Source organism: Pseudomonas sp. IT-P2 (genome assembly GCF_949767575.1).
GTDB lineage: Bacteria > Pseudomonadota > Gammaproteobacteria > Pseudomonadales > Pseudomonadaceae > Aquipseudomonas > Aquipseudomonas pharyngis.
This window is the reverse complement of sequence record NZ_CATKQA010000044.1, coordinates 408,900-433,150: the sequence shown is the minus strand read 5'-3', so window position 1 is coordinate 433,150 and position 24,251 is coordinate 408,900. Positions and strand designations below refer to the sequence as shown.

Sequence of the window (24,251 nt, the reverse complement as noted above, 5' to 3'; positions counted from 1 at the left end):
TTTTGGGGGGATATGCAAGTCGATCTGGATGAAGGCACGCCGGTGAACGGATTGCCGCGCTTTCAGCAAGCGGCGACGCAGGGCCGGCGTTTGCGTAGCCTGGCGATCAGTCTGGGCGCGCTGGCCGGGGCAGGGTGGGTACTGGCATTTTTTGTCGGGCTGTTTGCGCCGCAATCGCTGTGGCCCGCGCTGCTGGTCAATCAAAGCGCGGCACTGCTGGTGCTGGTGGCGGGGCTGCAATCGGAGTGGTGGGTGACGCAATGGCGGGCGCGGGTGATCAGTCCCGTCGTGCCGGTGACGGCTGAGCAAGAACCTGCGCCGGAAGGCTGGTACGAGCGGCTGCTGGATCGCATGAGCCAGCGCAGTCTGCAGCTGCTCGGACAGATCGGCGCGGCCACATTGTGGCTGGGCGGGTGGTCGTTGCTGGCGCTGCTGAGCCTCGAGCAGACGTGGAATCTGACGCTGCCGGCGGCGGGTGTGGGGTTGTCCGCCACGGTTGGCGCGGCTATCGCGTTGCTCTTGGCGTTCGGTCTGCTGGTGCTGGAGCGGCAACTGGCGCAGGAAAACCCGGCGCAATGGCCCGAGGCCGGAGCGCTGGCGCAGCTGACGCGAGTTGCAATCATCAGTCTGGTGCTGGGCGCGTTGTGCCTGTTGTTCGCCAGTGACAGTGCGATCTGGCCGGTGCGTCTGGCAGTGTTGATCGGCATTCTGCCGGGGCTGGTTGCCTTGGAATTGCTGCTGCGTGCACTGCTGTCGTTGTTCAGCCCGCGCCGCGAACAACTCGAACCGGTGCTGCTGGCCCGTAGTTTCGTCGCCGATCTGCTGCGCTGGCCGCCACAACCGTTGCTTGCGTTGCAGCATGAGTTGCATAACCGCTTCGGCATCGATCTGCGTCAGATCTGGGCCTTCAGTTACATGCGCCGCGCGTTCTTGCCGGTGTTGGTACTGGTAGCAACGGTGGGCTGGTTGCTCACCGGGCTTCACGAAATTCCGATGCAAAGCCGTGGCATTTACGAGCGTTTCGGTAAACCGGTGCAGGTGTTCGGGCCGGGGCTGCATGCGGGTTTGCCCTGGCCGTTGGGGCGTGTGCTGAATGTCGAGAACGGCGTGGTCCATGAATTGGCGACCAGCGTCGGCGAGAACCCGGCACCCGTGCAGTTGGACCCGGCAGAAGGTCCGGCGCCACTGACAGCCAACCGTTTGTGGGACGCCAGTCACGTCAATGACAAGTCCCAGGTTATCGCCAGCAGCCGGGGCGATCAGCAGAGCTTTCAAATCGTCAACATGGACGTGCGCTTCGTCTATCGCATCGGCCTGAGCGATCAAGCCGCACTGGCCGCCACCTACAACAGCGCCGATGTGCCGACGCTGATCCGCAGCACCGCCAGCCGGATTCTGGTGCATGACTTTGCCTCGCGCACACTCGATGGTTTGCTTGGCGAGGACAGGACCGGACTCGCCGAAGAAATCGGCCGCGCCGTGCAAAGCGATCTGCAGAAACTCGACAGCGGCGTGGAAATTCTCGCCACAGTGGTCGAAGCGATACACCCGCCGGCCGGTGCGGCCAATGCCTATCACAGCGTGCAAGCGGCGCAGATCGGCGCTCAGGCGTTGATCTCTCGCGAGCGCGGCGCCGCTGCCGAAGCGAGTAACCAGGCGCAGTTGCAGGCCAGCCTCGCTCGGGATCAGGCCAGTGCCAACGCCCATGAAATCAATGCCACCGCCCGGGCGGCGGATCTGAAGTTCAGCGCCGAACAAAAGGCCTACGCCAGCGCCGGCCAGGCCTTCGTGCTGGAGCAATACTTCAGCCAACTCAGCCAGGGTTTGAGCAAAGCCAAACTGTTGGTACTCGACCATCGCCTGGGCGGCAGCAGTAACGCACCGACCATCGACCTGCGTACGTTCACGCTGCCGGCAGATCCGGCGCGCACCACCGCTCAGCCAGGAGCCACCCATTGAGCCAGTCGCACACTCACGATCACCATGACCACAGCGGCCACGATCATGCTCATGGCGGCGGTCATCACCATCACGGGCATCATCACCATCACCACGGTGCGCCGGAAGAGGCAGGGCCTTTTCCGTGGAAACGTATGGGCTGGGCAGCGTTGCTGGTGGCGTTCGCCATCGCGGCGGCGAGCCTGGTGCAAGTGCGCTCCGGTGAAGCCACGGTCATCACCCGTTTCGGCAATCCGTCCCGCGTGTTGCTGGAGCCGGGTCTGAGCTGGCGCTGGCCGGCACCGTTCGAAGCGGCGATTCCGGTGGATCTGCGTTTGCGCACAACCTCCAGCGGCTTGCAGGACGTCGGCACCCGCGACGGTTTGCGCATCATCGTTCAGGCGTACGTGGCCTGGCAGGTGCAGGGCGATCCCGACAACGTGCAACGCTTCATGCGCGCCGTGCAGAACCAGCCGGACGAAGCGGCGCGGCAGATTCGCACGTTTGTCGGCTCGGCACTGGAAACCACGGCCAGCAGTTTTGATCTGGCCAATCTGGTCAATACCGATGCCAGCCAGGTTCGCATCGCCGATTTTGAAGCGCAGTTGCGCCAGCAAATCGATCAGCAACTGCTCGCCACTTACGGCGTGCGGGTGGTGCAGGTGGGCATCGAACGGCTGACATTGCCATCGGTGACCCTCACTGCAACGGTTGACCGGATGCGCGCCGAGCGCGAAACCATCGCCACCGAGCGCACGGCCATCGGCAAGCGAGAGGCAGCGCAAATCCGCTCCGCCGCCGAACGCGATGCGCGCATCGTGCAAGCCGATGCCACGGTGAAAGCTGCCGATATCGAAGCGCAATCGCGGGTGGAAGCGGCGCAGATTTACGGGCGCGCTTACGCCGGCTCACCGCAGCTGTACAACTTGCTGCGCTCGCTGGATACCCTCGGCACCATCGTTTCGCCAGATACCAAACTGATCCTGCGCACCGACGCTGCGCCATTTCGGGTGTTGGTCGACGGTCCGCCCAATCTCGACAGCAAGAGCGGATCGCAGCCATGAATGAAGTTCCACGTGGAACACATTCGCTGAACAGTCCGTGGATTCAAGCGGGACGTCTGGCGTTTTTCGCTCTGTATGCGGTGACAGTGCTCGCGGCATTGGCCTGGGCGTTTTCCAATGTCCGGCAGATTGACCCGCAAAATCGCGCGGTGGTTTTGCATTTCGGAGCGCTGGACCGCATTCAAAATGCCGGTTTGTTGTTGGCGTGGCCGCAGCCGTTCGAGCAGGTTGTTTTATTGCCGGCGGCGGATCGGGTGATCGAGCGCAGAGTGGAAAACTTGCTGCGCAGCGATCAGGCCCTGCAGGCGGATCGCGTCGCCACCTTCGCCACGCCGCTGAGTGATGCGCTCGCCGGTTCCGGTTATCTGCTCACCGGTGACGCCGGTGTTGTGCAGCTGGATGTGCGGGTGTTCTACAAGGTCACTGATCCTTATGACTTTGTGCTGCAAGGCGAGCACGTGCTGCCGGCGCTGGATCGAGTGGTGACCCGCAGCGCAGTGGCGCTGACGGCCGCGCGGGACCTGGACACGATTCTGGTCGCACGACCAGAGCTGATCGGCGCTGACAATCAGGCCGCCGAACGTCGCGAACGACTGCGCGGCGATCTGGTGCAAGGCATCAACCGCCGCCTCGCCGAGTTGAAGGCGAGCGGTCAGGGCATCGGCATCGAAGTAGCACGGGTCGATGTGCAATCGAGTCTGCCGGAGCCGGCGGTGAGCGCGTTTAACGCGGTCCTCACCGCCAGCCAGCAAGCCGACAAAGCGGTCGCCAATGCCCGCACCGAGGCCGAGAAGCTCACTCAGTCCGCCAACGAACAGGCTGACCGCACGCTGCAAGTCGCCCACGCCCAGGCAGGTGAGCGCCTGGCCAGAGCTTCCGCCGACACGGCGACGGTATTGAGCCTGGCCAAGGCGCAACAGCAGGGCACGGACCCGCAAATGCTCTTGCGTCTGTACCGCGAGCGGATGCCGAAGATTCTCGGTCAGGCCGGTTCGGTCACCACGGTCGATCCAAAAGACGATTCACGCCTGATCATTCAGGGAGCCAGCAAATGACTGCCACCACCACCGCACCGAGCTTGTTGTCCTCGGCCGAACAACGCCGCGCCGCGCGCCAGTTGACCTTGGCAATGCTCGCCCTCGGCTTGCTTGGTCTGGGGTTGATCTGGCGCTGGTTGATGCCGGAACAGACGGGCGTCAGTCAGTTGCTGCTCGGATTTGCTTCTTTGTTAGTCGCGGTGCCGGTAATGCGTTCGGCGTGGTTCAGCCTGCGTTATCCGAGCCTGCACGGCATCACCGACCAGTTGATCGCCCTGGCGATGATCGGGGCCTGGGCCACGGGCGATCTGCTCACGGCGGCGCTGTTGCCGATCATCATGATCTTCGGCCACGTGCTGGAAGAACGCAGTGTGATCGGTTCCGAGGAAGCGATTCATGCCCTCGGCCAATTGACCCGCAGCCACGCGCGCAAGGTGCAGGCGGACGGCTCGATCATCGAAGTCGACAACGGCACGCTCAAGGCCGGCGACAAAGTCGAAGTGCGCGCCGGGGATCGAGTGCCGGCGGACGGTCGGGTTTTATCCGGCCAGGCCAGCCTCGATACGGCGTCGATCACCGGTGAGTCGGTGCCGGTCGAGGCGGGCGTCGGCATGGCGGTATTCGGCGGTGCGATCAACCTCGACGGGCTGCTGCGAATCGAAGTGACTCGCACCGGGGATGAGTCCACCCTCGGCAAAGTCATCGCGCTGATGCAGAACGCCGAACGCTCCAAACCACCGATCACCCGGTTGCTCGAACGTTATGCCGGCAGCTACATGGTGCTGGTGTTGCTGCTCGCGGCGGTGACCTGGTTTATCACCAACGATGCGCAGGCGATGCTCGCGGTGCTGGTGGCAGCATGCCCATGCGCGCTGGTGTTGTCGGCACCTGCCACGGCGATTGCCGGGGTGGCGGTGGCGGCGCGGCACGGGATTCTGATTCGCAGTTCGGCATTCCTTGAGGAGCTGGCCGATCTCACTTCGCTGGTCGTCGACAAGACCGGCACCCTGACGTACGGCACGCTGCGCTTGCAATCGATCAACAGCCTGCGAGCAGATCACGGGTCGGTGATGGCGCTGGCTGCAAGCCTGGGTGCGGCTAGCAGCCATCCGGTCAGCCGCGCGCTGGCCGGACTGGTCAGCGCAGAAGAGGCGCTGGTGCTGACCGATATTCATGAGCGGCAGGGGCTGGGCGTAGTGGCCAAAACCGCGCAAGGCGACGCCGCACTCGGGCGTCCGGAGCTGTTTGCGCAGTTGGGCATCCCGACCACCGCCATCCCCGAACACGATGGCCCGATTGCCGGGCTGGCACTGAACGGCGAATTCCTTGCCTGGCTGTTGCTGGCCGACACCGTCAAACCGGAAGCGCGATTTGCGTTGAGCGAACTGCGTGATCTCGGGTTGGGGCGGCAACTGCTGTTGACCGGTGACCGTCAGAGCGTCGCGCAAACCCTCGCCAGGGATGTCGGCCTGCACGAAGTCGAAGCCCAGGCGTTGCCCGAAGACAAGCTCAATCGAGTGCTCAAGGAAATCGACAACGGCTTCCGGCCGATGGTGGTCGGCGACGGGATCAACGATTCGTTGGCGCTCAAGGCGGGTGTTGTGGGTGTGGCGATGGGCGCGGGCGGCGCGGATATTGCGCTGGCATCCGCCGATATCGTACTGATCGGCAGCGACCTGCGGCGGCTCGGCACCTGTGTGCGCCTGAGCCGCCAGTGCCGACGGACCTTGCAGGTGAACGTGATCATCGGTCTGGGCTGGACGCTGGCCATCGTGGTGTTCGCGGCCTTCGGCTGGCTCGGTGCGGCGGGGGCGATGATCGCCGCGTTGCTGCACAATCTGAGTACGCTGTTGGTGCTGGGCAATGCCGGACGCTTGCTGCGTTTTCAGGAACCACTGCTGAAGCTCAAAGCGTCGGACTGATCAATTTTCGAACTGTGCGCCGGTCTCGCAGTCATTTGAGAAGGCGCACTGAACCAGGGATGACAGCGCGATGACAGCCTCTGAGGCTGATAGTCGGCGACTATCAAATCGATAGCCTGCTAATTTTCAAGGATGGTCTACCCTCAGATCAGACGTCTGAAACCAGGGGGATATTCCATGCTCGCGCAACTTCCACCGGCCTTACAGAATCTGCAGCTTCCGCTACGCCTGCGACTCTGGGACGGCCATGAATTCAATCTGGGCCCGACGCCCAGTGTCACCATCGTGGTCAAGGACCCGTTGATGGTGTCCCAGTTGACTCATCCAAGTCTCGACGCGCTGGGGGCGGCGTTCGTCGAGGGCAAACTCGAACTGGAAGGCTCGATCAGCGAGGTCATCCGGGTGTGCGATGAGTTGAGCACGGCGCTGCTCGACGAGGACGAAGACAGTCAGCCGGTGCGCACCGTGCATGACAAGGAAACCGACGCCAAAGCCATCTCCTATCACTACGACCTGTCCAACGCGTTCTACCAGCTGTGGCTGGACAGCGACATGGCGTATTCCTGCGCGTATTTCGAAACCGGCAGCGAATCCCTGGAGCAAGCCCAGCAAGCCAAGTTCCGGCACCTGTGCCGCAAGCTGCGCCTGCAGCCCGGCGACTATCTGCTGGACGTTGGTTGTGGCTGGGGCGGACTGGCGCGGTATGCCGCCCGTGAGTTCGGCGCCAAGGTCTTCGGTATCACCCTGAGCAAAGAGCAACTGGCCCTGGCCCGCGAGCGGGTGAAAGCCGAAGGTCTGGAAGACCAGATCGAACTGCAACTGCTCGACTACCGCGATCTGCCCCGGGACGGGCGTTTCGACAAAGTGGTCAGCGTCGGCATGTTCGAGCACGTCGGCCACGCCAACCTCGCCGAATACTGCAAAACCCTGTTCGGCGCGGTGAAAGAGGGCGGTCTGGTGATGAACCACGGCATCACCGCCAAGCACACCGATGGCCGCCCTGTGGGGCGCGGCGCCGGGGATTTCATCGAGAAATATGTGTTCCCCAACGGCGAGCTGCCGCACCTGGCGATGATCTCGGCCGAGATCAGCGAAGCGGGTCTGGAAATCGTCGACGTCGAGAGTCTGCGCCTGCACTACGCGCGCACGCTGGACCACTGGAGCGAACGGCTTGAGGACAACCTCGAAGCCGCTGCGAAACTGGTGCCGGACCAGGCGCTGCGTATCTGGCGTCTGTACCTGGCGGGCTGCGCTTATGCGTTCGCTCGCGGCTGGATCAACCTGCACCAGATCCTCGCCGTGAAGGCCCATGCCGATGGCAGCCATGAACTGCCGTGGACGAGGGACGACATCTACCACCCTTGAACCTAGAGGATCGGTGAAATCAGCCGGGCGATCCGCATACCGACCTGTTGCAGGCGGTGGATCTCCCGGCTTTCTTCTTTGGCGACTTCGTAGGCCTGGGCGAAATCATCGTTGAGCATCTGTTCCACGCTGGCGGCAAATTCGCTGTCGACGGTCAGCAGCATTACCTCGAAATTCAGCCGGAACGAGCGGTTGTCCAGGTTGGCACTGCCGATGGCGCTGATTTCGCTGTCGATCAACACCACTTTCTGATGCAGGAAACCCGGTTCGTAGCGGAATACCCGCACGCCGGCGCGCACCGCTTCGAACGCATACAGGCTGGAGGCGGCGTAGACGATGCGGTGGTCGGGGCGCGAAGGCAGCAACAGGCGCACGTCGACTCCGCGCAGCACCGCGAGGCGCAATGCTGCGAATACGGCTTCGTCGGGAATGAAGTAGGGGCTGGTGATCCACACGCGCTCGGTGGCGGCGTGGATGGCTTCGACGAAGAACAGCGAGCAGGTTTCGTAAGCATCCGCCGGGCCACTGGCGAGCAATTGGCAAAGCACGCCGTCCTCCGGGTACGCGTCCGGCAGGATCAGCGGCGGCAATGACCGCGCGGCCCAGAACCAGTCTTCGGCAAACGACTCCTGCATGCACGCCACCACCGGGCCGCGCACCTGGACGTGAGTGTCGCGCCACGGCGCCAGCGGTGGTTTTTCACCCATGTACTCGTCGCCGACGTTGTGGCCGCCGACAAACCCGATCAGCCCGTCGACCACCACGATCTTGCGGTGGTTGCGAAAATTCACCTGGAACCGATTGAGCCAGCCGCTGCGGGTGGCGAACGCCTTGACCTCGACGCCGCCATCGCGCAGCGCCTGCACGTAGCTGTGGGGCAGGGCGTGGCTGCCGATGCGGTCGTAGAGCAGATGAATCACCACGCCTTCGGCGGCTTTCTTCAGCAACAGGTCACGTAAACGCTGGCCGAGGCGATCATCGTGAATGATGAAAAACTGGATCAGCACCGCTTCCCGCGCCTGGTCGATTGCGTGGAAAATCGCCTCGAAGGTCGCCGCGCCGTTGATCAGCAATTGCACTTCATTGTTGGCCAGGCACGGCATGCGCCCCAGCTTCGGCATTGCCCGCAACGAGTCGTAAGCATTCGAGGCGCGGGCGGTCAGGGCCTCTTCCACCCACGGCCGCCAGTTGAGCTCGGAAATCGCCAGGCGCATTTGTTCGTTGGCCTGGCGGCGGGCCTTGATGTAGCCATCGAAGGTGCTGCGGCCGAACACCAGATAAGGAATGAGGGTGAGGTAGGGAATGAAGATCAGCGACAGCGCCCAGGCGATCGAGCCTTGGGCGGTGCGTACGGTCAATACGGCATGGATCGCGGCGATCGAGCCGAGGGTGTGTATCAGGGCGATCAGGTAACCGAAAATGTGCGGTCCGAAATAATCCATGGGGCAACCTTGCTCCTGAAGATTCAATGCTTAACAGACCATGTTCCATGGCGATTGTCGCTATTTGTTTTCACGCCGTCAGCGCCCGCCATGAACCGAAACAGGCGGCCGGCGTCTAACGGCCACTACTGATCAGGAGTTTTTCAATGAACGTTCGTCTGCTGGGTTTGGCGCTGGGCCTGGGTTTGGCCTTGCCGGTGGTTGCTCAGGCGCAAATGCTGCAGCCGGGGTTGTGGGAAATGACGTCGAGCAATGTGAAGGTCGATGATCAGGTGATGGATGTGCAATCGATCCTCGGCCAGATTCAGGGCCAGATCACCCCGCAGCAGCGGGCGGAACTGGAGAAGCAGGGGATCAATATCGGTGGCAAGGGTATCCGCGCCTGCCTGACGCCGCAGCAGGTGGCGACCAACGATATTCCGCTGGCGGACCCGCAGTCGGGCTGCAAACAGCAGATCACCGAGCGTGTCGGCAACCAGTGGAAATTCCGCTTCAGTTGCCCGAAAGCCCAAGGCACCGGCGTCGCGACGTTCCTCAGTGACCGCGAGTTCACCACCGTCGCCAATGGCACTTTCAATGCGATCGGGATCAACCAGAAGGGCAGTCTGGAAACCCGGGCAGTCTGGCTGGGTCAGGATTGCGGCACGGTCAAACCGAGAGCGTAACGTCATTATCGAAACCGCCTCCACATCGAGTGGAGGCGGTTTTTTTTCAGCGCATGAAACGCAGCGGCAATCCTTGGCAGTTGTCGTGGATCCGATGGTCATGCCACGCGATCTGCCCCGACACCATCGTCGTGCTGACCCGATGCCGAAAGCTGCGCTGAGCGAACGGCGTCCAGCCACATTGCGACAGAACCGGTTGGCGGGACACCGCGACACCCCCAGGCTCCGGTTGAACCAACACCAGATCCGCCCAATATCCTTCACGTAAATAACCGCGATCCGGAATGGCAAACAGATCGGCCACCCGGTGGCTGGTCTTCGCCACCAGCGTGGTGATCGGCAATACGCCATCCGCCACCAGTTCCAGAAGCGCCGGCAGCGCGTGTTGCACCAGTGGCAGTCCAGACGGCGCCTGTTCATACGCTTGCTGCTTTTCCGCCCAGGTGTGCGGTGCGTGATCGCTGCCGATCACGTCCAGTCGATTGCTCAGCAGTGCCTGACGCAAGGCATCACGATCGGCTTGGGACTTGATCGCTGGATTGCATTTGATCAGGTTGCCAAGCTTCGGATAGTCACGGTCATCGAACAGCAAGTGATGCAGGCAGACTTCGGCGGTGACGCGTTTTTGCGACAGCGGTTTGTCTTCGAACAACGCCAGCTCGCGGGCCGTTGTCAGGTGCAGGACGTGCAGGCGAGTGCCATGACGTTTGGCCAGATCCACCGCCAGAGACGATGAACGAAAGCAGCTGTCGGCATTACGGATCAGCGCATGGGCATCGGCTGGCAATTGGTTGCCGAAGCGTTCGCGCAGGTTCGCGGCATTCGCCTCGATGCTCGGGGTGTGTTCGCAGTGGGCCAGCAGAATCGTCGGCACTTCAGCGAACAGGCGCTCGAGGGTGTGCGGGTCGTCCACCAGCATGTTGCCGGTGGACGCGCCCATGAACACTTTGACCCCGGCCACTTCGCTCGGGTTGAGTGCTGCGACCGTGTCCAGATTGTCGTGACTGACGCCGAAGTGAAAACCGTAGTTGGCCACCGAGTTGATTGCCGCCCGGCGCTTTTTGTCGGCCAGCGCTTCGAGAGTCAGAGTGGCAGGGTGGGTGTTGGGCATGTCCATGAAACTGGTGATGCCGCCGGCCACGGCTGCACGGGACTCGGTGTGGATGCTGCCCTTGGCCGGCGCACCCGGCTCACGGAAATGCACTTGGTCATCAATCATTCCCGGCAGCAGCCATTGACCGTCGGCGTCGATTTCACGGGTCGCGTTTTCCCCTTCGATGCTGCCGGCGATCTTGACGATGCGCCCGTGGCTGACCAACAGATCGGCGTCGAACTCACGCCCCTCGTTCACCAGCCGCGCATTGCGAATCAACACACTGCTCATGATTCAGAACTCGTTCTGCAAGGCTTTGTAGCCGCGCACCAGGTCGACGTTGGTGCGCGCCACATCTTCGGAAAACTCCGAAGCGCTCACGCTCACCGGCGGGAATTGCGAGAGGTCGGTGCCCGGGCCGATGCGCGTGGTGGAGGGCACGTAGAACGCGTCCGGCAGATCTCGGCCGTCGACCACCGAGTTGTGCCGCACCACACAGCCGTTGCCCACCACGCAATTGAACAGCACGCTGTTGAAACCGATGAACACCCGGTCGCCGACCGTGCACGGGCCATGCACGATCGAGCGGTGGGCGATGGAGCTGAATTCGCCGATAGTCACCGCCGCGCCGGATTTGGAGTGGATCACCACGCCGTCCTGGATGTTCGAATTGGCGCCGATGGTGATCGGCTCCATGTCGCCTGTGGCGTCCACTTCATCGGCGCGGATCACCGCGTACGGGCCGACGAATACGTTTTCACCGATGACGACTTTGCCGCAGATGATCGCGGTTTTATCGACGTAGGCAGACTCGGCAATCTGCGGCAAATCACCGGAAGGATTTTTACGGATCATGGTTGGCTCAGGGCTTGGTAAAGAGTGTTGAGGTTGTATTCGAACAGCCCTGTGAAGGTGCTGGCCGGACCGCTGGCGGCGAGGGCGTCGGAGTACAGCGTGCCGCCGATGTGTGCGCCGCTTTCGTCGGCGATCTGTTTGAGCAGGCGCGCGTCCTTGATGTTTTCCATGAACACCGCTTTAACCTTGGCCTGACGAATCTGGGTGATCAGCGCGGCGACTTCGGCAGCGGAAGGTTCGCGTTCGGTGGACAGACCTTGTGGCGCCATGAAGTCGATGCCGTAGGCCTGACCGAGATAACCGAAGGCGTCGTGGCTGGTGACGATCTTGCGGTTGCCCGGCGGCAAGGAACCGAGCTTGGCTTTCGCCTGGGCGAGGAGGGCGTAGATCTGTTTCAGGTAGACCTGGCTGTTGCGCTCGTAGTCGGCTTTGTTTGCAGGGTCAGCAGCGATCAGCGCCTTGGTGATGTTGGCGACGTACAGCTCGGCGTTCGCCAGGTTGTGCCAGGCGTGAGGGTCGGGAACGGTTTCGCCGTCCTCATCCAGCGAGCGCGGAATTACGCCGCGACTGGCGCTGATCACCGGGGCTCTGGTGTCGGTGCTGGCGACCAGCCGATCCAGCCACGGCTCGAAACCCAGACCGTTCTTGACGATCAGTTTCGCCTTGAGCAGGGCTTTGGCGTCGTCCGGAGTGGGTTCGTAAGTGTGGGCATCGGCGTCAGGGCCGACCATGTTGGTGATCTGGATATGCTCGCCGCCGACCTGATGCACCATGTCGGCAAGGATGCTGAAACTGGTGACCACCGGCAGTTTTTCCGCCGCCGATAACGACATCGACAGCATCAGGCTGAACAGCACGAGTAGAGCGCGCATCGGGAAACACCTCATTGGGATGTGAGCAAAGGCGGGCGGCGCAACAGACCGTGCACCGGTCCGAACACCACGGATAACAGGTAACCGCCGCCGGCGACCAACACGATGGCCGGTCCGCTGGGCAGCGAGTAGTAGAACGACAGCAACAGGCCGAGCCATACCGATGCGCAACCGATGAGCGCGGCGATGGCAATCAGGATCGGCAGGCGTCGGCTCCAGAAGCGTGATGCGGCGGCGGGCAGCATCATCAGGCCGACCACCATCAAGGCGCCGATGGCCTGGAAGCCAATCACCAGATTGAGCACCACCAGCGTCAGGAACACGCCATGGGCCACGGGGCCGAGTCGGCTGACCGTGCGCAGGAAAAACGGATCGAGGGTGTCGAGCAGCAAGGGTTTGTAGATCAGCGCCATGGCCATCAGGCTGAGTGCCGACACCCACAGCATGCCGTTGAGGGTCGGCCCATCGACCGCCAAAGCGGAGCCGAACAGCAGGTGCAGCAAATCGAGTCGCTTGCCGGCGATGCCGAGAATCAGCACGCCGCTGGCTAACGAGATGGGATAGATCGCGGCGAGGCTGGCGTCTTCGCGCAGGCCGGTGCGCCGGGTGATCCACGCGGCGAGTCCGGCCATGCTCAGGCCGGCACCGAGTCCGCCGAGGGTCAAGGCCGGCAGACTCAACCCGGCGAACCAGAACCCCAGCGCGGCGCCGGGGAGGATGCCGTGGGCGACGGCGTCGCCAATCAGGCTCATCCGGCGCAGGATCAAAAACACGCCCAATGGCGCGGTGCTGCACGCCAGGACCAGACCGCCGAGGAGGGCCCGGCGCATAAAGACGAACTCGTGGAACGGTTGCCATAAATGGCTCAGCGTGAGCATCAGGCCACCTGCGTGTGAGGTGTTTGCTGAATGAGGTCGGTGCTGCTGCCGAATGCGCAGCCGCTCTGTTTGATCAGCAAGGTCTGTGGAATGTGTTGGCGCACGGCGGCAAGGTCATGGCAAACCACCACCAGGGTTCGTCCCTGCTCATGCCAGGCGTGCAGGTGTTGCCACAACAGTTTCTGCCCCAGTTCGTCGAGCGCGGCATGGGGTTCGTCGAGCAGCAGCAACGGAGTGTCGGCCAGACTCAATCGGGCGAGCAGGGCGCGTTGCAGTTCTCCGCCGGAGAGGGCCATCAGGGGACGATGTTCCAGTCCGCTCAGATGCCAGTCTTCCAGTGCGGATTCGAGACGCTGGGCTCTGAGATGCGACGACAGTCGGCGTCCCCAGAAACCGGCTGCCACCAACTCTTGAAGACTGATCGGGAACTGTCGATCCAGATGCTGTTGCTGAGGCAGGAAGGACAAACCGCTTTGGCGTGGAACACCTAGTTCGACTTTGCCAGCCAGCGGTCGCTGTAATCCGGCGATGACTTTGAGCAGGCTGCTTTTGCCACTGCCGTTGACGCCGATGATTGCCGTCAGGCTGCCGCTTTCCAACCTCAGGTTGAGCGGTGCGGTAAGCGGTTGGCCGGGGGCTCCCCAGCTCATGTTCTGGCAACGAATCATGGCTGCTCCCGGCGCCAGTGACTCTCGGCGACGGCGTCGTGAGCATGAAGGCTTTCGGCGTGGATGACCCGTACGTGGAATTCGCTGACACCGGGTGAGCGACGCAGTGCCAGGTTCAGGCGTCGGGCAGCGTCTTCGCAGAACATCAGGTTCTGGCCATTGGCGAGGGCGAAGGCTTGTTCGTCGGCGCGCTTTACGGCGGTTTGTACGGCGGTGCCGAGGGCTGCTTCGGCGTCATTGATGATGGACGTCAGGGGTAGTTCGTCGACGAATTCGTCCAGGTGCAAATGCAACTGGGCGGTACTGCGTTGGCTGTGAGGTGTGGCCACGATGCCTTGGGTCGAGCCCAGCCACGCCAACACGTCGGCGTGCTGCAGTGGCTTGTTGGCAAAGTCTTCGATGAATTGTTGCTGGATCAGTTGCCTCGCCAATGCTGCAGAACACGGGCAAGTCGACGAGTAAGCCACCTCCATTTTCAGTTCCACGTGGAACATTTTGCTTTTCAGGTGAGCTGAAACAGTGACGGGGTAGGTTTTCCATCCTGCCAAAGGACTGACCAATGCCGACCTTCTCAGCAATAAATCTGTGTGGATATTGAGATAGGCGGCTTCGGAAAGATCTTCGTGGCTGTCGAGAAAACGCTGCAGAACTTTTCGCAAAAGGGCGGGAGAAAGGTTCTCCTGCTCCAGCGCTTCCAGCCCCAGATAGAGCCGCGACATGTGAATGCCGCGTGCGTCTCCATCATCAAGACTGACGCCTGCATCCGCTTTTGCAGCCAAGCGTTGGCCTTCGATAAACACAGGTAATGCAATGCCGCACATTCCCACCCATTCGAGTGGCAGGGCCTGGCGGGCGGCTTGAGCCGCGACATCCGGCAAAGTCAGCGCGTTCATGAGCAGTTCCATCATGGTGATTGAATTTAATGTTACATTATAACAATTCAAGCCACGATGCCTTTTTCATGAACAGGCTTTCATATGCACAGACGCCACTTGCTCAACCTGATGCTGGCCAGCGCGGCCTTTGTTTTGCCTTTTTCGGTGTCCGCCACGCAGATACGCAATGCGCGGCTTTGGCGTTCGGATGACAAGCTTCGGCTGGTGTTCGATCTGAGTGGTCCTGTGAGCTACAAGACCTTCACCTTGAGTGCGCCGGAGCGGTTGATCATCGATTTGAGCGGCGCCAGCCTGAGTGGGGATTTCAGCCAGTTGGCGTTATCCGGCACCCCTATTCATTCGATCCGCTCCGGCCATTTTGGCCAAGGGAACACCCGGATCGTGCTGGATTTAAGCAGTCCGGTTCAGCTCAATTCATTTTTGTTGGCGCCTCAAGATGGGCAAGGACATCGCCTGGTTTTGGACTTGATGAGCGCATCATCGGGGCCGCCTCCAAGCGTTCCACGTGAAACACCCCAGGAAAAATCCCACCCCAAGCGCGACATCATGGTGGTGGTCGACCCTGGTCATGGCGGAAAAGATCCGGGTGCAATCGGCGCCAAAGGCGAGCGGGAAAAGGATGTGGTTTTGTCTATTGCACAACTACTCGCACGTCGGCTTAAACGAGAGAAAGGATTTGATGTGAAGCTGGTTCGTAACGACGATTTCTTCGTCCCGTTGCGCAAGCGTGTGGAGATTGCGCGTCAGCACAAGGCCGATATGTTCATCTCGGTGCACGCCGATGCTGCACCGCGTCTGACGGCTTCCGGGGCGTCGGTGTACTGCTTGTCCGAAGGTGGCGCTACGTCCGCCACCGCGCGGTTCATGGCGCAGCGTGAGAACGGTGTGGATCTGCTTGGCGCCACCAGCCTGCTCAATCTCAAGGACAAGGATCCGATGCTCGCTGGCGTGATCCTCGACATGTCGATGAACGCAACCATCGCTGCCAGTCTGCAACTCGGAAGCACAGTGCTGGGCAGTCTGGCTGGCATCACTACGCTGCACCAAAAGCGCGTGGAACAGGCTGGATTTGCCGTTCTGAAATCGCCGGATGTGCCGTCAATCCTGGTGGAAACCGGGTTCATTTCTAACGCGCGGGACAGTCAGCGTCTGGTGACCGCGCGTCACCAGCAGGCCGTAGCAGACGGTTTGTTTGAGGGCTTGCAGCGCTATTTCCAGAAGAATCCACCTGTCGACAGCTATATGGCCTGGCAACAAGAGCAGAAAGGATCGCGGGTTTAGCAGCCAGTGATCCGGCTGCAGGTGAACTTCGCACTGCTGCCGCCTGAGCTGGAGAACCGATTGATCGTCGTCCAGCCCACTCGCCGGTTGTAGCCAACCCAGGCTTCTCCATCGGAAGCGATGCCGGTGAAGAAGGTCAGTTGCCCATAGCGGCTGTTGGTTTGTGCCCAGTAGCGGTTTCCCGCTTTCTCGAATCCGCGCAGGTAAATCGTGCTGCCGACGGTGTTGACGCTGTAGGCGTTGCCGTTGGCATCGATGCACGCCAAAAGGTTCGCGCTGCGCGTGCAATTGGCGAGTCCCGGCACTTGTGCTTCGGCCTTCAGCGTCAGCAATGCCAGGCAGATAAACGAGTATTTCAGCGCGGTTTTCATGACTTAACTCGGCGACGACCTATTGCAGCTTCCGGCCCTTTGTCACTTTGGGCAAGAAGAGAGTGGATTGATTTTGTTGTTATACTATAACATTAATCGGACAAGGCTTTCCGTGGCTTCCATTTCAAGCGTCTGCTTCCCTGGTGATCTCATCGAAGCTCAAGAACGCTCGCCCCGAGAGCCTCAGCGTTGTTTAGCGATCGTCTGATGAGGTTTATCCAATGTCTTCCCGACTTCCCGTGACCGTTTTGTCCGGCTTTCTCGGTGCCGGAAAAAGTACACTTTTGAATTACGTACTACGTAACAGAGACGATCTGCGCGTCGCCGTTATCGTCAACGATATGAGCGAGATCAATATCGATGGCAGCGAAGTCCAGCGTGATGTCAGCCTGAACCGTGCAGAAGAGAAGCTCGTGGAAATGAGCAATGGCTGTATCTGCTGTACGTTACGTGAGGACCTTCTGGAAGAGGTCAGTCAGTTGGCCCGCGAAGGCCGCTTCGACTATTTGCTGATCGAGTCCACCGGAATCTCCGAGCCGTTGCCAGTGGCCGAGACATTCACCTTCCGTGATGAGCAGGGGCAAAGCCTCGCCGACATCGCTCGCCTCGACACCATGGTCACTGTAGTCGACGGTATGAATTTCCTGCCGGACTACCAGGCCGCGGAAAATCTCGCCTCTCGTGGGGAATTTCTTGGTGAAGAAGATGAACGTTCGATCACCGATCTGCTGATCGAGCAGATCGAATTCGCCGACGTCCTGTTGATCAGCAAGATCGACCTGATCAGCAGCCGCGAGCGGGAAGAGTTGATAGCCATTCTCAAGCGCCTCAACGCTCAGGCCGAGATCATCCCGATGGTCATGGGTGAGGTACCGCTGGAGAAAATTCTCAATACCGGTCGTTTCGACTTCGAAAAAGCCGCCCAGGCCCCCGGCTGGTTGCAGGAACTGCGTGGCGAACATGTGCCGGAAACCGAGGAGTACGGCATCGCCTCCACGGCCTATCGGGCTCGCCGGCCCTTTCATCCGCAGCGTTTCTTCGACTTCATCGATCGCCCTTGGGTAAACGGCAAACTGCTGCGCTCCAAAGGCTTCTTCTGGCTGGCCAGCAAACCCACCGACGCCGGTAGCTGGTCTCAGGCAGGAGGGCTGATGCGCCATGGTTTCGCCGGACGCTGGTGGCGCTTCGTGCCAAAAGAACAGTGGCCACAGGATCAGGAAAGTACCGCCGCGATCATGGAAAACTGGATCGCCAGCGTAGGCGATTGTCGTCAGGAGCTGGTGTTTATCGGGCAGAACATCGATTTCGCACAGCTGTCGTCGGAACTCGATGATTGCCTGCTGACCGATGATGAAATGGCGCTCGGTACTCAAGGCTGGCTACAGCTACGTGATCCTTTTGGCTCCTGGCACGACGAGGTCGCCTGATGCTCGCCCTGAAATCGCTGCCAGGCAGCATTCGTCATCAGTCTTTCGGCCAGACCCCGCAGGCACTGGCGAACATTCTCGACGACGAGACCAACCTCGCGGTCTGGCAACGACAGCTTCCGCTGCACATTGCCGAATTCGCGGACCTGTTGCTGTCTCTGAACGAACCTTACGCCGAGGCGCTGTGCCTGGAATTGCCGGACGAAGACGCAGAACCGGATCTCACGGGACTGGCCAGCGGCTTTCGCGATCTGGAAGGCTACGAAGGGTTTGTCGCCGACTTGAAATGGCTGGTCAGTGCCTTCGCCTGCCTGCTGGGCGCGCGGCGGATCGGCTTGCGCCTGCGGGTGTTGGACAAGGCGATGTGTCCGCGTTTCCACGTCGATCATGTGCCGGTGCGGTTGATCACCACGTACGCCGGTGTCGGCAGTGAATGGCTAAGGGAAGGGCAGATGGATCGTCGGCAACTGGGACAGCCGCAAGCCGAGCCGCAGGAAGCGTCACGGATTCAGCAATTGAATCGCGGCGAAGTGGCATTGCTCAAGGGCGAAAAATGGCACGGCAACGAAGGTTTCGGCCTGATTCATCGCTCGCCGCAACCGGCGCCAGGTGAGCGGCGGCTGATGCTGACCCTCGACTGGCTCGGATAGCGCCTCAGGGCTTGAGCCACTTCCCCTGGCTCTGGCCCTCGCAATAGGGCTGCAAATACGCCGCATCGGTGGCCACGCCGTAATAGTGGATATCCTGGCGATAAGGCATATTGGCGACTTGCGCGTTGCTGCACACGCCGAACGCGCCAGCGGGGCACTGGTTGACGTATTGAACCTCGACTTTCTGCCCGGCCAGGGTCGGCTGGCAGAAGCCGTCGTTGAACAGTTTTTCCGGGATGTTGCGGTTCTGCTGGCAGACTTTCACGTCGAGCCGCTCCGCCTGGCTGTGCACCACGCAGGCCTGGGCCAAAGCCTCGCTCGACACCAGCGTCAGCAGCAACGACCATCCCATCCACCGCATCTTCGACCTCCAGAAATCTTGATCATGTTGCAGAACATTCCCACCCACGTCATCGCCGGCCCCTTGGGCGCGGGCAAGACCAGCCTGATCCGCCAGCTCATGGCCCAGCGACCGGCGGGCGAGCGCTGGGCGGTGCTGATCAACGAGTTCGGCCAGATCGGGCTCGACGCGGCGCTGTTGACCCGCGACGCCGATGGTATCGCACTGGGCGAAGTGGCCGGGGGCTGTTTGTGTTGCGTGAACGGTGCGCCGTTCCAGATCGGTCTGGGGCGATTGTTGCGCAAGGCACGGCCGGATCGCTTGTTCATCGAGCCCTCGGGGCTCGGGCATCCGGCGCAGTTGCTGAAGCAGCTGAACGAGGCGCCGTGGCAAGGCGTACTCGCCATACAACCTTGCGTGCTGGTGCTGGACGCCCAGGCCCTTGCCGCGGGCAAACCGCTGCCGGACGCGCAGCAGGAAACCTTGTCCAGTGCAGGCCTGCTGCTGTTGAACAAGGCGGAAAACCTCGACGAGCCCACGCGTGAGCGAATCACCCGACAGTTGCCGTCTGTCAGACTGATCTGGACGCAACGGGCGATGTTGCCGCTCGGCGAATTGCCGGGACTGGCAGTACAGGCGCAAGCAGGTGTGGATAAGTTGATTGTGCCGCAGGGGCTGGCACAAATGCCGGCCATCTGGAGCGATCCGGCGCTGCCGATCTGCCTGAGCCAGGCCCAGGAGGGTGGCTGGAGCATCGGTTGGCGCTGGCATCCGAGCCAGGTGTTTGACGTCGGTGGTGTTGGCCGATGGCTGGAAAATCTGAACTGGCGGCGGGCCAAACTGGTGATTCACAGCCCGGGCGGCTGGCAGTCAGCCAATGCGCTGGACAATGCCGAGCTCAGCTGGCTGTCCAGTGAATGGCGCAAGGATTCCCGGATCGAGCTGATTTTCGACGAGCCGCAAGCGGTCGGTGAATTACAGGCCGGGCTGGCCCGTTGTCGGCTTCAGGCGAGCTGATTCAAGGCTTCCACTTGGTGTGCTCCTGACGCCACTGGCTCAGCTCAATCACTTCACCACGCGGTTTTGTCACCTCCACCACGGGTGGTGTGTCATCGAACGGTGCCGGGTAGGGCGCCAGTTCAATCTGCGCGCTGTGCGCACCGAACTGGGTGATGGTGCCGTTGTGCCGGGTTTCGCCGGTCACGGTAAATTCGAAATTGTAGACCCGGGCCAGACGTCGCCGACCGCTGGCGTCCTTGATCAGGCCGATCTTCTTCAGCGCCACGTTACCGTCGAGCAACTCGACGCCGACATTCACGCAATGCTGTTTGACCCGCTCCAGCGCCCGCTCGCGCAAGCCGTGGTTGTGCCAGAGCCACGCACCGGCGGCAGCGAAAAGCATCAGCACGAAAATGTTTTCCAGGGTGAGCATCAACACGAAACTCCAAATGATGGCGTCAGCTTAACTGCGTCGCCGGTCTGTCGTACAGGCTGCGTTTCGTCGCATACTGCGCGGCTTGAATTTCAATCGTTTTACGGAAAAACCCGAATGAAACGTACGCCTCATCTGCTCGCCATCCAGTCCCATGTGGTGTTCGGCCACGCCGGCAACAGCGCTGCGGTTTTTCCGATGCAGCGGGTCGGGGTGAATGTCTGGCCGCTCAATACGGTGCAGTTCTCCAACCACACCCAGTACGGCCAGTGGGCCGGTGAAGTGCTGGCACCGCACCGGATCCCCGAGCTGGTCGAGGGCATCGCCGCGATCGGTGAGCTGGGCAATTGTGATGCGGTGCTGTCAGGTTATCTCGGCAGTGCGGCGCAGGGGCGGGCGATTCTCAGTGGCATCGAGCGGATCAAGGCGGCCAACCCGAAAGCCCTTTATCTGTGCGACCCGGTGATGGGGCATCCGGAAAAGGGTTGCAGCGTTCCTGCTGAAGTCAGTGACTTCCTGCTGGAGGAGGCCGCTGCCGTTGCGGATTTCATGTGCCCGAACCAGTTGGAGCTGGACAGCTTCTCCGGGCGCAAGCCGCAGTCGCTGTTCGATTGTCTGGCGATGGCGCGTGCGCTTCTGGCGCGTGGACCGAAAGCGGTGCTGGTCAAGCATCTGGATTATCCGGGCAAACCGGCGGATGGCTTTGAAATGTTGCTGGTGACGGCCGAGGGCAGCTGGCATTTGCGGCGTCCGCTGCTGGCGTTTCCGCGTCAGCCGGTGGGGGTGGGCGATCTGACGTCCGGTCTGTTCCTGGCGCGTGTGCTGCTCGGTGACAGCCTGGTGGCGGCGTTTGAATTCACCGCAGCAGCGGTACATGAAGTGCTGCTGGAAACCCAGGCCTGCGCCAGTTACGAGCTGCAACTTGTGCGGGCGCAGGACCGGATTGCGCATCCGCGGGTGAAATTCGAGGCTACGCCGATCAGCCTCTGATGCCGCGTCGGCTTCAATCGCGAGCAGGCTCGCTCCCACAGGTGACGTTTTATCCGTGGGAGCGAGCCTGCTCGCGATAGCGGTCGTCAGATCGCTAAAAATCTCAGGCGTCGCCCTTGATTTCCTGATAGCGCTTTTCCAGCTCCTGACGGATCTGCCGGCGTTGTTGCGCCTGCATGTAGCGGCGTTTGTCTTCGCTGTTCTGCGGTTGCAGCGGCGGTACGGCGGCGGGTTTGCGCTGATCGTCCACCGCGACCATGGTGAAGAAGCAGCTGTTGGTGTGGCGCACCGAGCGCTCGCGGATGTTCTCGGTCACCACTTTGATGCCGACTTCCATCGAGGTGTTGCCGGTGTAGTTCACCGACGCCAGGAAGGTCACCAGTTCGCCGACGTGGATCGGCTCGCGGAAAATCACCTGATCCACCGACAGGGTCACCACGTAGCGGCCGGCATAACGGCTGGCGCAGGCGTAGGCCACTTCGTCGAGGTATTTGAGCAGGGTGCCGCCGTGGACATTGCCAGAGAAGTTGGCCATGTCGGGGGTCATCAGTACCGTCATCGACAGCTGGGCGTTTCCGGGTTCCATAACGTTCTCACGGGTCAAGGCAGGGTTGCTGGAAGAAACACCTCTGCGGGTGCCTGGTCGCTTTTCAAAAGCACCGTTATCGGGACGCCAGGCAACTCGCCGCCGTCACGCCCGAATCGATCTGTTTCCATATATTGCACCGCCTTTCAGCCGGAAGTCGCGGTGTTACCCTGCAAAAGCGCCTCCCCAAGGGCGATTCCTACACCCAAAGCGGATTTTTACTCAGCTCGCCCAGACATTTCCCATGCCTGCGTGAGCCTCGTCATTCAAGGAGCCCACACCATGCATGCCATCAGCTTTATTCAGGATCTGGCGGTGATCATGTTGGTCGCAGGTGTGGTGACCGTGTTGTTCCACCGTTTCAAGCAGCCGGTGGTACTCGGCTACATCGTCGCCGGCTTCATCATCGGCCCGCACACGCCGCCGTTCGGCCTGATCCACGATGAAGAAACCATCAAGACCCTCGCCGAGCTGGGGGTGATTTTCCTGATGTTCTGCCTTGGCCTGGAGTTCAGCCTGCGCAAGTTGTTCAAGGTCGGCGCCACGGCCTTCATCGCAGCGTTCCTCGAAATTGTCCTGATGATCTGGATCGGCTACGAAATCGGCCGCTGGTTCGACTGGAACACCATGGATTCGCTGTTCCTCGGCGCGATCCTGGCGATTTCCTCGACCACCATCATCGTCAAGGCGCTCAACGACCTGAAGATGAAGAACGAGCGCTTCGCGCAGCTGATTTTCGGTGTGCTGATCGTCGAGGACATTCTCGGCATCGGCATCATCGCCTTGCTGTCGAGCATCGCGGTCAGCGGCACGGTGAGCTCCGGCGAAGTGTTTTCCACGGTCGGCAAGCTCTCGCTTTTCATGATTGTCGCCCTGGTGGTCGGCATTCTGCTGGTGCCGCGTCTGCTGGCTTACGTCGCCAAGTTCGAAAGCAACGAGATGCTGCTGATCACGGTGCTGGGCCTGTGTTTCGGTTTCTGCCTGTTGGTGGTCAAGCTTGAGTACAGCATGGTGCTGGGGGCGTTCCTGATCGGCGCGATCATGGCCGAGTCGCGGCAGCTGCTGAAAATCGAGCGCCTGATCGAGCCGGTTCGCGACCTGTTCAGCGCGATCTTCTTCGTCGCCATCGGCCTGATGCTCGACCCGATGATCCTTCTGCAATACGCGTGGCCGATCGCGGTAATCACTGTTGCCGTGGTGCTGGGCAAGATGCTGTCCTGCGGCCTCGGTGCGTTTATCGCCGGCAATGACGGACGCACCTCACTGCGGGTCGGGATGGGGCTTTCGCAGATTGGCGAATTCTCCTTCATCATCGCGGCGCTGGGGATGACCCTGCAGGTCACCAGCAACTTCCTGTATCCGGTGGCCGTGGCGGTTTCGGTGATTACCACGTTGCTGACGCCGTACCTGATCCGGGCTGCCGATCCGCTGTCGATCAAGCTGTCTGCCGCCATGCCGCAGCGAGTCGGTCGAGTGTTCGGGATGTACGGCGAGTGGCTGCGCAGCATTCAGCCGCAGGGTGAGGGCGCGATGCTGGCCTCGATGATCCGGCGGATTCTGCTGCAGGTCGGGGTCAATCTGGCGCTGGTGATCGCGATCTTTTTTGCCGGCGCTTTCTTTGCCGGGCGCCTCTCGATCTGGATGCAGGACTGGATCAGCGATCCGAGCTGGCAGAAGGCGTTGATCTGGGGTGGGGCGTTGCTGGTGTCGCTGCCGTTCCTGATCGCGGCCTATCGCAAGCTCAAGGCGCTGTCGATGCTGCTGGCGGAGATGGGTGTGAAGCCGGAAATGGCCGGGCGTCACACGCAGCGAGTGCGCCGGGTGATAGCCGAAGTGATCCCGATCATCTCGCTGCTGGTGATTTTCCTGCTGCTGGCAGCCTTGTCGGCCAGTATCTTGCCGACCAACAAGTTGCTGGTGCTGATCGCCGTGGTCGCAGCCGCCGTGGCGGCGCTGCTCTGGCGCTGGTTCATCCGGGTGCACACGCGGATGCAGGTGGCCCTGCTGGAAACCCTCGACAACCACAAGGAGCCGTCGGGGCACTGACCACCCATGGGATGGGGCGTTTCAGCTTTCCAGCCAGACGTCCCGAGCCCAGTGCCAGACCGATTCCCAGGACTCTTCGGTGATCAGTTCTTCCTCACCCGACCACAGCACCACGGTGCCGTCTTCTTCGACGCAGTAGTAGTCGTCACCATCCTGGCAGATCGGGATCAGGTCGCGCGGCACGCCGGCATCCCAGGCGTTGGCGGCGACGTCCGGCAGGTAGGTGTGGGATTGCGGGTCGGTGACGGTCACCGGCTCCAGGCTGCCGTAAACCACGTCACTGACGGTCAGCAGAAACTCTTTGAAGACGAACGGGATGTTGATGAAGAGTTCTTCTTCGATTTCCACCAACTGGTCTTCGTCAGGCAATTCCAAAGGAACCGGTACGGGTTCGTTGGCTTCGCGCAGTTGTTCGATGATTTCTTCCACGTCC

Annotated in this window: 24 protein-coding genes; 12 read left to right on the top strand and 12 right to left on the bottom strand. The window is 61.3% G+C overall.

All coding sequences use genetic code 11. The features are described 5' to 3' along the window. The first annotated feature begins 12 nt into the window (after nt 1–12). The 5 genes from hflK (ACM6JM_RS21375) (at nt 13) to cfaB (ending at nt 7,326) form a co-directional block, all read left to right on the top strand. On the top strand, nt 13–1,959 hold the full coding sequence (hflK, locus tag ACM6JM_RS21375) for a protease modulator HflK (RefSeq protein ID WP_414882455.1): 1,947 nt from the start codon (nt 13–15) through the stop codon (nt 1,957–1,959). Continuing rightward, nucleotides 1,956–3,002 carry a protease modulator HflC gene (hflC, locus tag ACM6JM_RS21370; RefSeq protein WP_045121726.1) on the top strand — a complete coding sequence of 349 codons (1,047 nt, stop codon included), beginning with the start codon at nt 1,956–1,958 and terminating at the stop codon, nt 3,000–3,002. The genes hflK (ACM6JM_RS21375) and hflC overlap by 4 nt, the downstream gene beginning before the upstream one ends. Then, a complete protein-coding gene (gene hflK, locus ACM6JM_RS21365; RefSeq protein ID WP_039765030.1) occupies nt 2,999–4,057 on the top strand; it encodes a protease modulator HflK in 1,059 nt (352 codons plus the stop codon). The genes hflC and hflK (ACM6JM_RS21365) overlap by 4 nt, the downstream gene beginning before the upstream one ends. Then, nucleotides 4,054–5,961 carry a heavy metal translocating P-type ATPase gene (locus tag ACM6JM_RS21360; protein WP_074689865.1) on the top strand — a complete coding sequence of 636 codons (1,908 nt, stop codon included), beginning with the start codon at nt 4,054–4,056 and terminating at the stop codon, nt 5,959–5,961. The genes hflK (ACM6JM_RS21365) and ACM6JM_RS21360 overlap by 4 nt, the downstream gene beginning before the upstream one ends. 177 nt (nt 5,962–6,138) lie before the next feature. Then, nucleotides 6,139–7,326 carry a C17 cyclopropane fatty acid synthase CfaB gene (gene cfaB / locus ACM6JM_RS21355; RefSeq protein ID WP_103385797.1) on the top strand — a complete coding sequence of 396 codons (1,188 nt, stop codon included), beginning with the start codon at nt 6,139–6,141 and terminating at the stop codon, nt 7,324–7,326. Nucleotides 7,327–7,328: 2 nt separating this feature from the next. On the opposite strand, the gene cls is transcribed toward cfaB, so the two are convergent. Next, complete coding sequence (gene cls / locus ACM6JM_RS21350; RefSeq protein WP_039765034.1) at nt 7,329–8,768, bottom strand: cardiolipin synthase; 1,440 nt, start codon at nt 8,766–8,768, stop codon at nt 7,329–7,331. Nucleotides 8,769–8,914: 146 nt separating this feature from the next. On the opposite strand from cls, the gene ACM6JM_RS21345 reads away from it, so the two are divergent. Further along, entirely contained in the window at nt 8,915–9,433 is a 519-nt protein-coding gene (locus tag ACM6JM_RS21345; RefSeq protein WP_007954220.1) for a DUF3617 domain-containing protein, read from the top strand. Between the two features lie 46 nt (nt 9,434–9,479). On the opposite strand, the gene ACM6JM_RS21340 is transcribed toward ACM6JM_RS21345, so the two are convergent. The 6 genes from ACM6JM_RS21340 to folE2 are packed head-to-tail and all read right to left on the bottom strand — an operon-like array spanning nt 9,480 to nt 14,692. Then, on the bottom strand, nt 9,480–10,817 hold the full coding sequence (locus ACM6JM_RS21340; RefSeq protein WP_414882454.1) for a dihydroorotase: 1,338 nt from the start codon (nt 10,815–10,817) through the stop codon (nt 9,480–9,482). 3 nt (nt 10,818–10,820) lie between these two features. After that, nucleotides 10,821–11,381, bottom strand: a complete 561-nt coding sequence (locus ACM6JM_RS21335; protein WP_074689871.1) for a carbonate dehydratase — start codon at nt 11,379–11,381, stop codon at nt 10,821–10,823. Then, nucleotides 11,378–12,253: a metal ABC transporter substrate-binding protein gene (locus ACM6JM_RS21330; protein ID WP_039765040.1), complete on the bottom strand. Its 876-nt coding sequence runs from the start codon at nt 12,251–12,253 to the stop codon at nt 11,378–11,380. The genes ACM6JM_RS21335 and ACM6JM_RS21330 overlap by 4 nt, the downstream gene beginning before the upstream one ends. Nucleotides 12,254–12,264: 11 nt before the next feature. Then, nucleotides 12,265–13,131: a metal ABC transporter permease gene (locus tag ACM6JM_RS21325; RefSeq protein ID WP_039765042.1), complete on the bottom strand. Its 867-nt coding sequence runs from the start codon at nt 13,129–13,131 to the stop codon at nt 12,265–12,267. Continuing rightward, entirely contained in the window at nt 13,131–13,799 is a 669-nt protein-coding gene (locus ACM6JM_RS21320) for a metal ABC transporter ATP-binding protein (protein WP_074689873.1), read from the bottom strand. The genes ACM6JM_RS21325 and ACM6JM_RS21320 overlap by 1 nt, the downstream gene beginning before the upstream one ends. Continuing rightward, nucleotides 13,796–14,692, bottom strand: a complete 897-nt coding sequence (folE2, locus tag ACM6JM_RS21315) for a GTP cyclohydrolase FolE2 (RefSeq protein WP_039765046.1) — start codon at nt 14,690–14,692, stop codon at nt 13,796–13,798. The genes ACM6JM_RS21320 and folE2 overlap by 4 nt, the downstream gene beginning before the upstream one ends. A gap of 84 nt (nt 14,693–14,776) precedes the next feature. On the opposite strand from folE2, the gene ACM6JM_RS21310 reads away from it, so the two are divergent. Continuing rightward, nucleotides 14,777–15,976 carry an N-acetylmuramoyl-L-alanine amidase gene (locus ACM6JM_RS21310; protein WP_414882453.1) on the top strand — a complete coding sequence of 400 codons (1,200 nt, stop codon included), beginning with the start codon at nt 14,777–14,779 and terminating at the stop codon, nt 15,974–15,976. Here the strand turns inward: ACM6JM_RS21310 and ACM6JM_RS21305 are convergent. Next, nucleotides 15,973–16,347 carry a hypothetical protein gene (locus ACM6JM_RS21305; RefSeq protein ID WP_039765049.1) on the bottom strand — a complete coding sequence of 125 codons (375 nt, stop codon included), beginning with the start codon at nt 16,345–16,347 and terminating at the stop codon, nt 15,973–15,975. The two genes, ACM6JM_RS21310 and ACM6JM_RS21305, sit on opposite strands and share 4 nt — an antisense overlap. Before the next feature lie 221 nt (nt 16,348–16,568). Between ACM6JM_RS21305 and zigA the strand changes: the two genes are divergently transcribed. Together zigA and ACM6JM_RS21295 are read left to right on the top strand one after the other, a co-directional pair. Continuing rightward, nucleotides 16,569–17,774, top strand: a complete 1,206-nt coding sequence (gene zigA, locus ACM6JM_RS21300) for a zinc metallochaperone GTPase ZigA (RefSeq protein ID WP_414882452.1) — start codon at nt 16,569–16,571, stop codon at nt 17,772–17,774. After that, complete coding sequence (locus ACM6JM_RS21295) at nt 17,774–18,424, top strand: DUF1826 domain-containing protein (protein WP_414882451.1); 651 nt, start codon at nt 17,774–17,776, stop codon at nt 18,422–18,424. The genes zigA and ACM6JM_RS21295 overlap by 1 nt, the downstream gene beginning before the upstream one ends. 4 nt (nt 18,425–18,428) lie before the next feature. Here the strand turns inward: ACM6JM_RS21295 and ACM6JM_RS21290 are convergent, their stop codons facing one another. Then, on the bottom strand, nt 18,429–18,785 hold the full coding sequence (locus ACM6JM_RS21290; protein ID WP_414882450.1) for an NADH:ubiquinone oxidoreductase: 357 nt from the start codon (nt 18,783–18,785) through the stop codon (nt 18,429–18,431). A gap of 24 nt (nt 18,786–18,809) precedes the next feature. On the opposite strand from ACM6JM_RS21290, the gene ACM6JM_RS21285 reads away from it, so the two are divergent. Beyond that, nucleotides 18,810–19,781: a CobW family GTP-binding protein gene (locus ACM6JM_RS21285; RefSeq protein ID WP_414882449.1), complete on the top strand. Its 972-nt coding sequence runs from the start codon at nt 18,810–18,812 to the stop codon at nt 19,779–19,781. Between the two features lies 1 nt (nt 19,782). Here the strand turns inward: ACM6JM_RS21285 and ACM6JM_RS21280 are convergent, their stop codons facing one another. After that, the gene (locus ACM6JM_RS21280; protein ID WP_039765057.1) at nt 19,783–20,196 is read right to left on the bottom strand and encodes a DUF3301 domain-containing protein; all 414 of its coding nucleotides are present in this window, start codon (nt 20,194–20,196) and stop codon (nt 19,783–19,785) included. Nucleotides 20,197–20,313: 117 nt separating this feature from the next. Between ACM6JM_RS21280 and pdxY the strand changes: the two genes are divergently transcribed. Continuing rightward, entirely contained in the window at nt 20,314–21,186 is an 873-nt protein-coding gene (gene pdxY / locus ACM6JM_RS21275; protein WP_039765058.1) for a pyridoxal kinase PdxY, read from the top strand. A 103-nt stretch (nt 21,187–21,289) separates the two neighbouring features. On the opposite strand, the gene ACM6JM_RS21270 is transcribed toward pdxY, so the two are convergent. Beyond that, nucleotides 21,290–21,772 (bottom strand): acyl-CoA thioesterase, encoded by a 483-nt coding sequence (locus ACM6JM_RS21270; protein ID WP_003229693.1) that lies wholly within the window; start codon nt 21,770–21,772, stop codon nt 21,290–21,292. Between the two features lie 282 nt (nt 21,773–22,054). Here ACM6JM_RS21270 and ACM6JM_RS21265 point away from each other — a divergent pair, with 282 nt between their 5' ends. Continuing rightward, nucleotides 22,055–23,818 carry a cation:proton antiporter gene (locus tag ACM6JM_RS21265; protein ID WP_039765059.1) on the top strand — a complete coding sequence of 588 codons (1,764 nt, stop codon included), beginning with the start codon at nt 22,055–22,057 and terminating at the stop codon, nt 23,816–23,818. 21 nt (nt 23,819–23,839) lie between these two features. Here ACM6JM_RS21265 and ACM6JM_RS21260 read toward each other — a convergent pair whose 3' ends face one another. After that, nucleotides 23,840–24,247 (bottom strand): SMI1/KNR4 family protein, encoded by a 408-nt coding sequence (locus ACM6JM_RS21260; protein ID WP_007954245.1) that lies wholly within the window; start codon nt 24,245–24,247, stop codon nt 23,840–23,842. Nucleotides 24,248–24,251 lie beyond the last annotated feature (4 nt).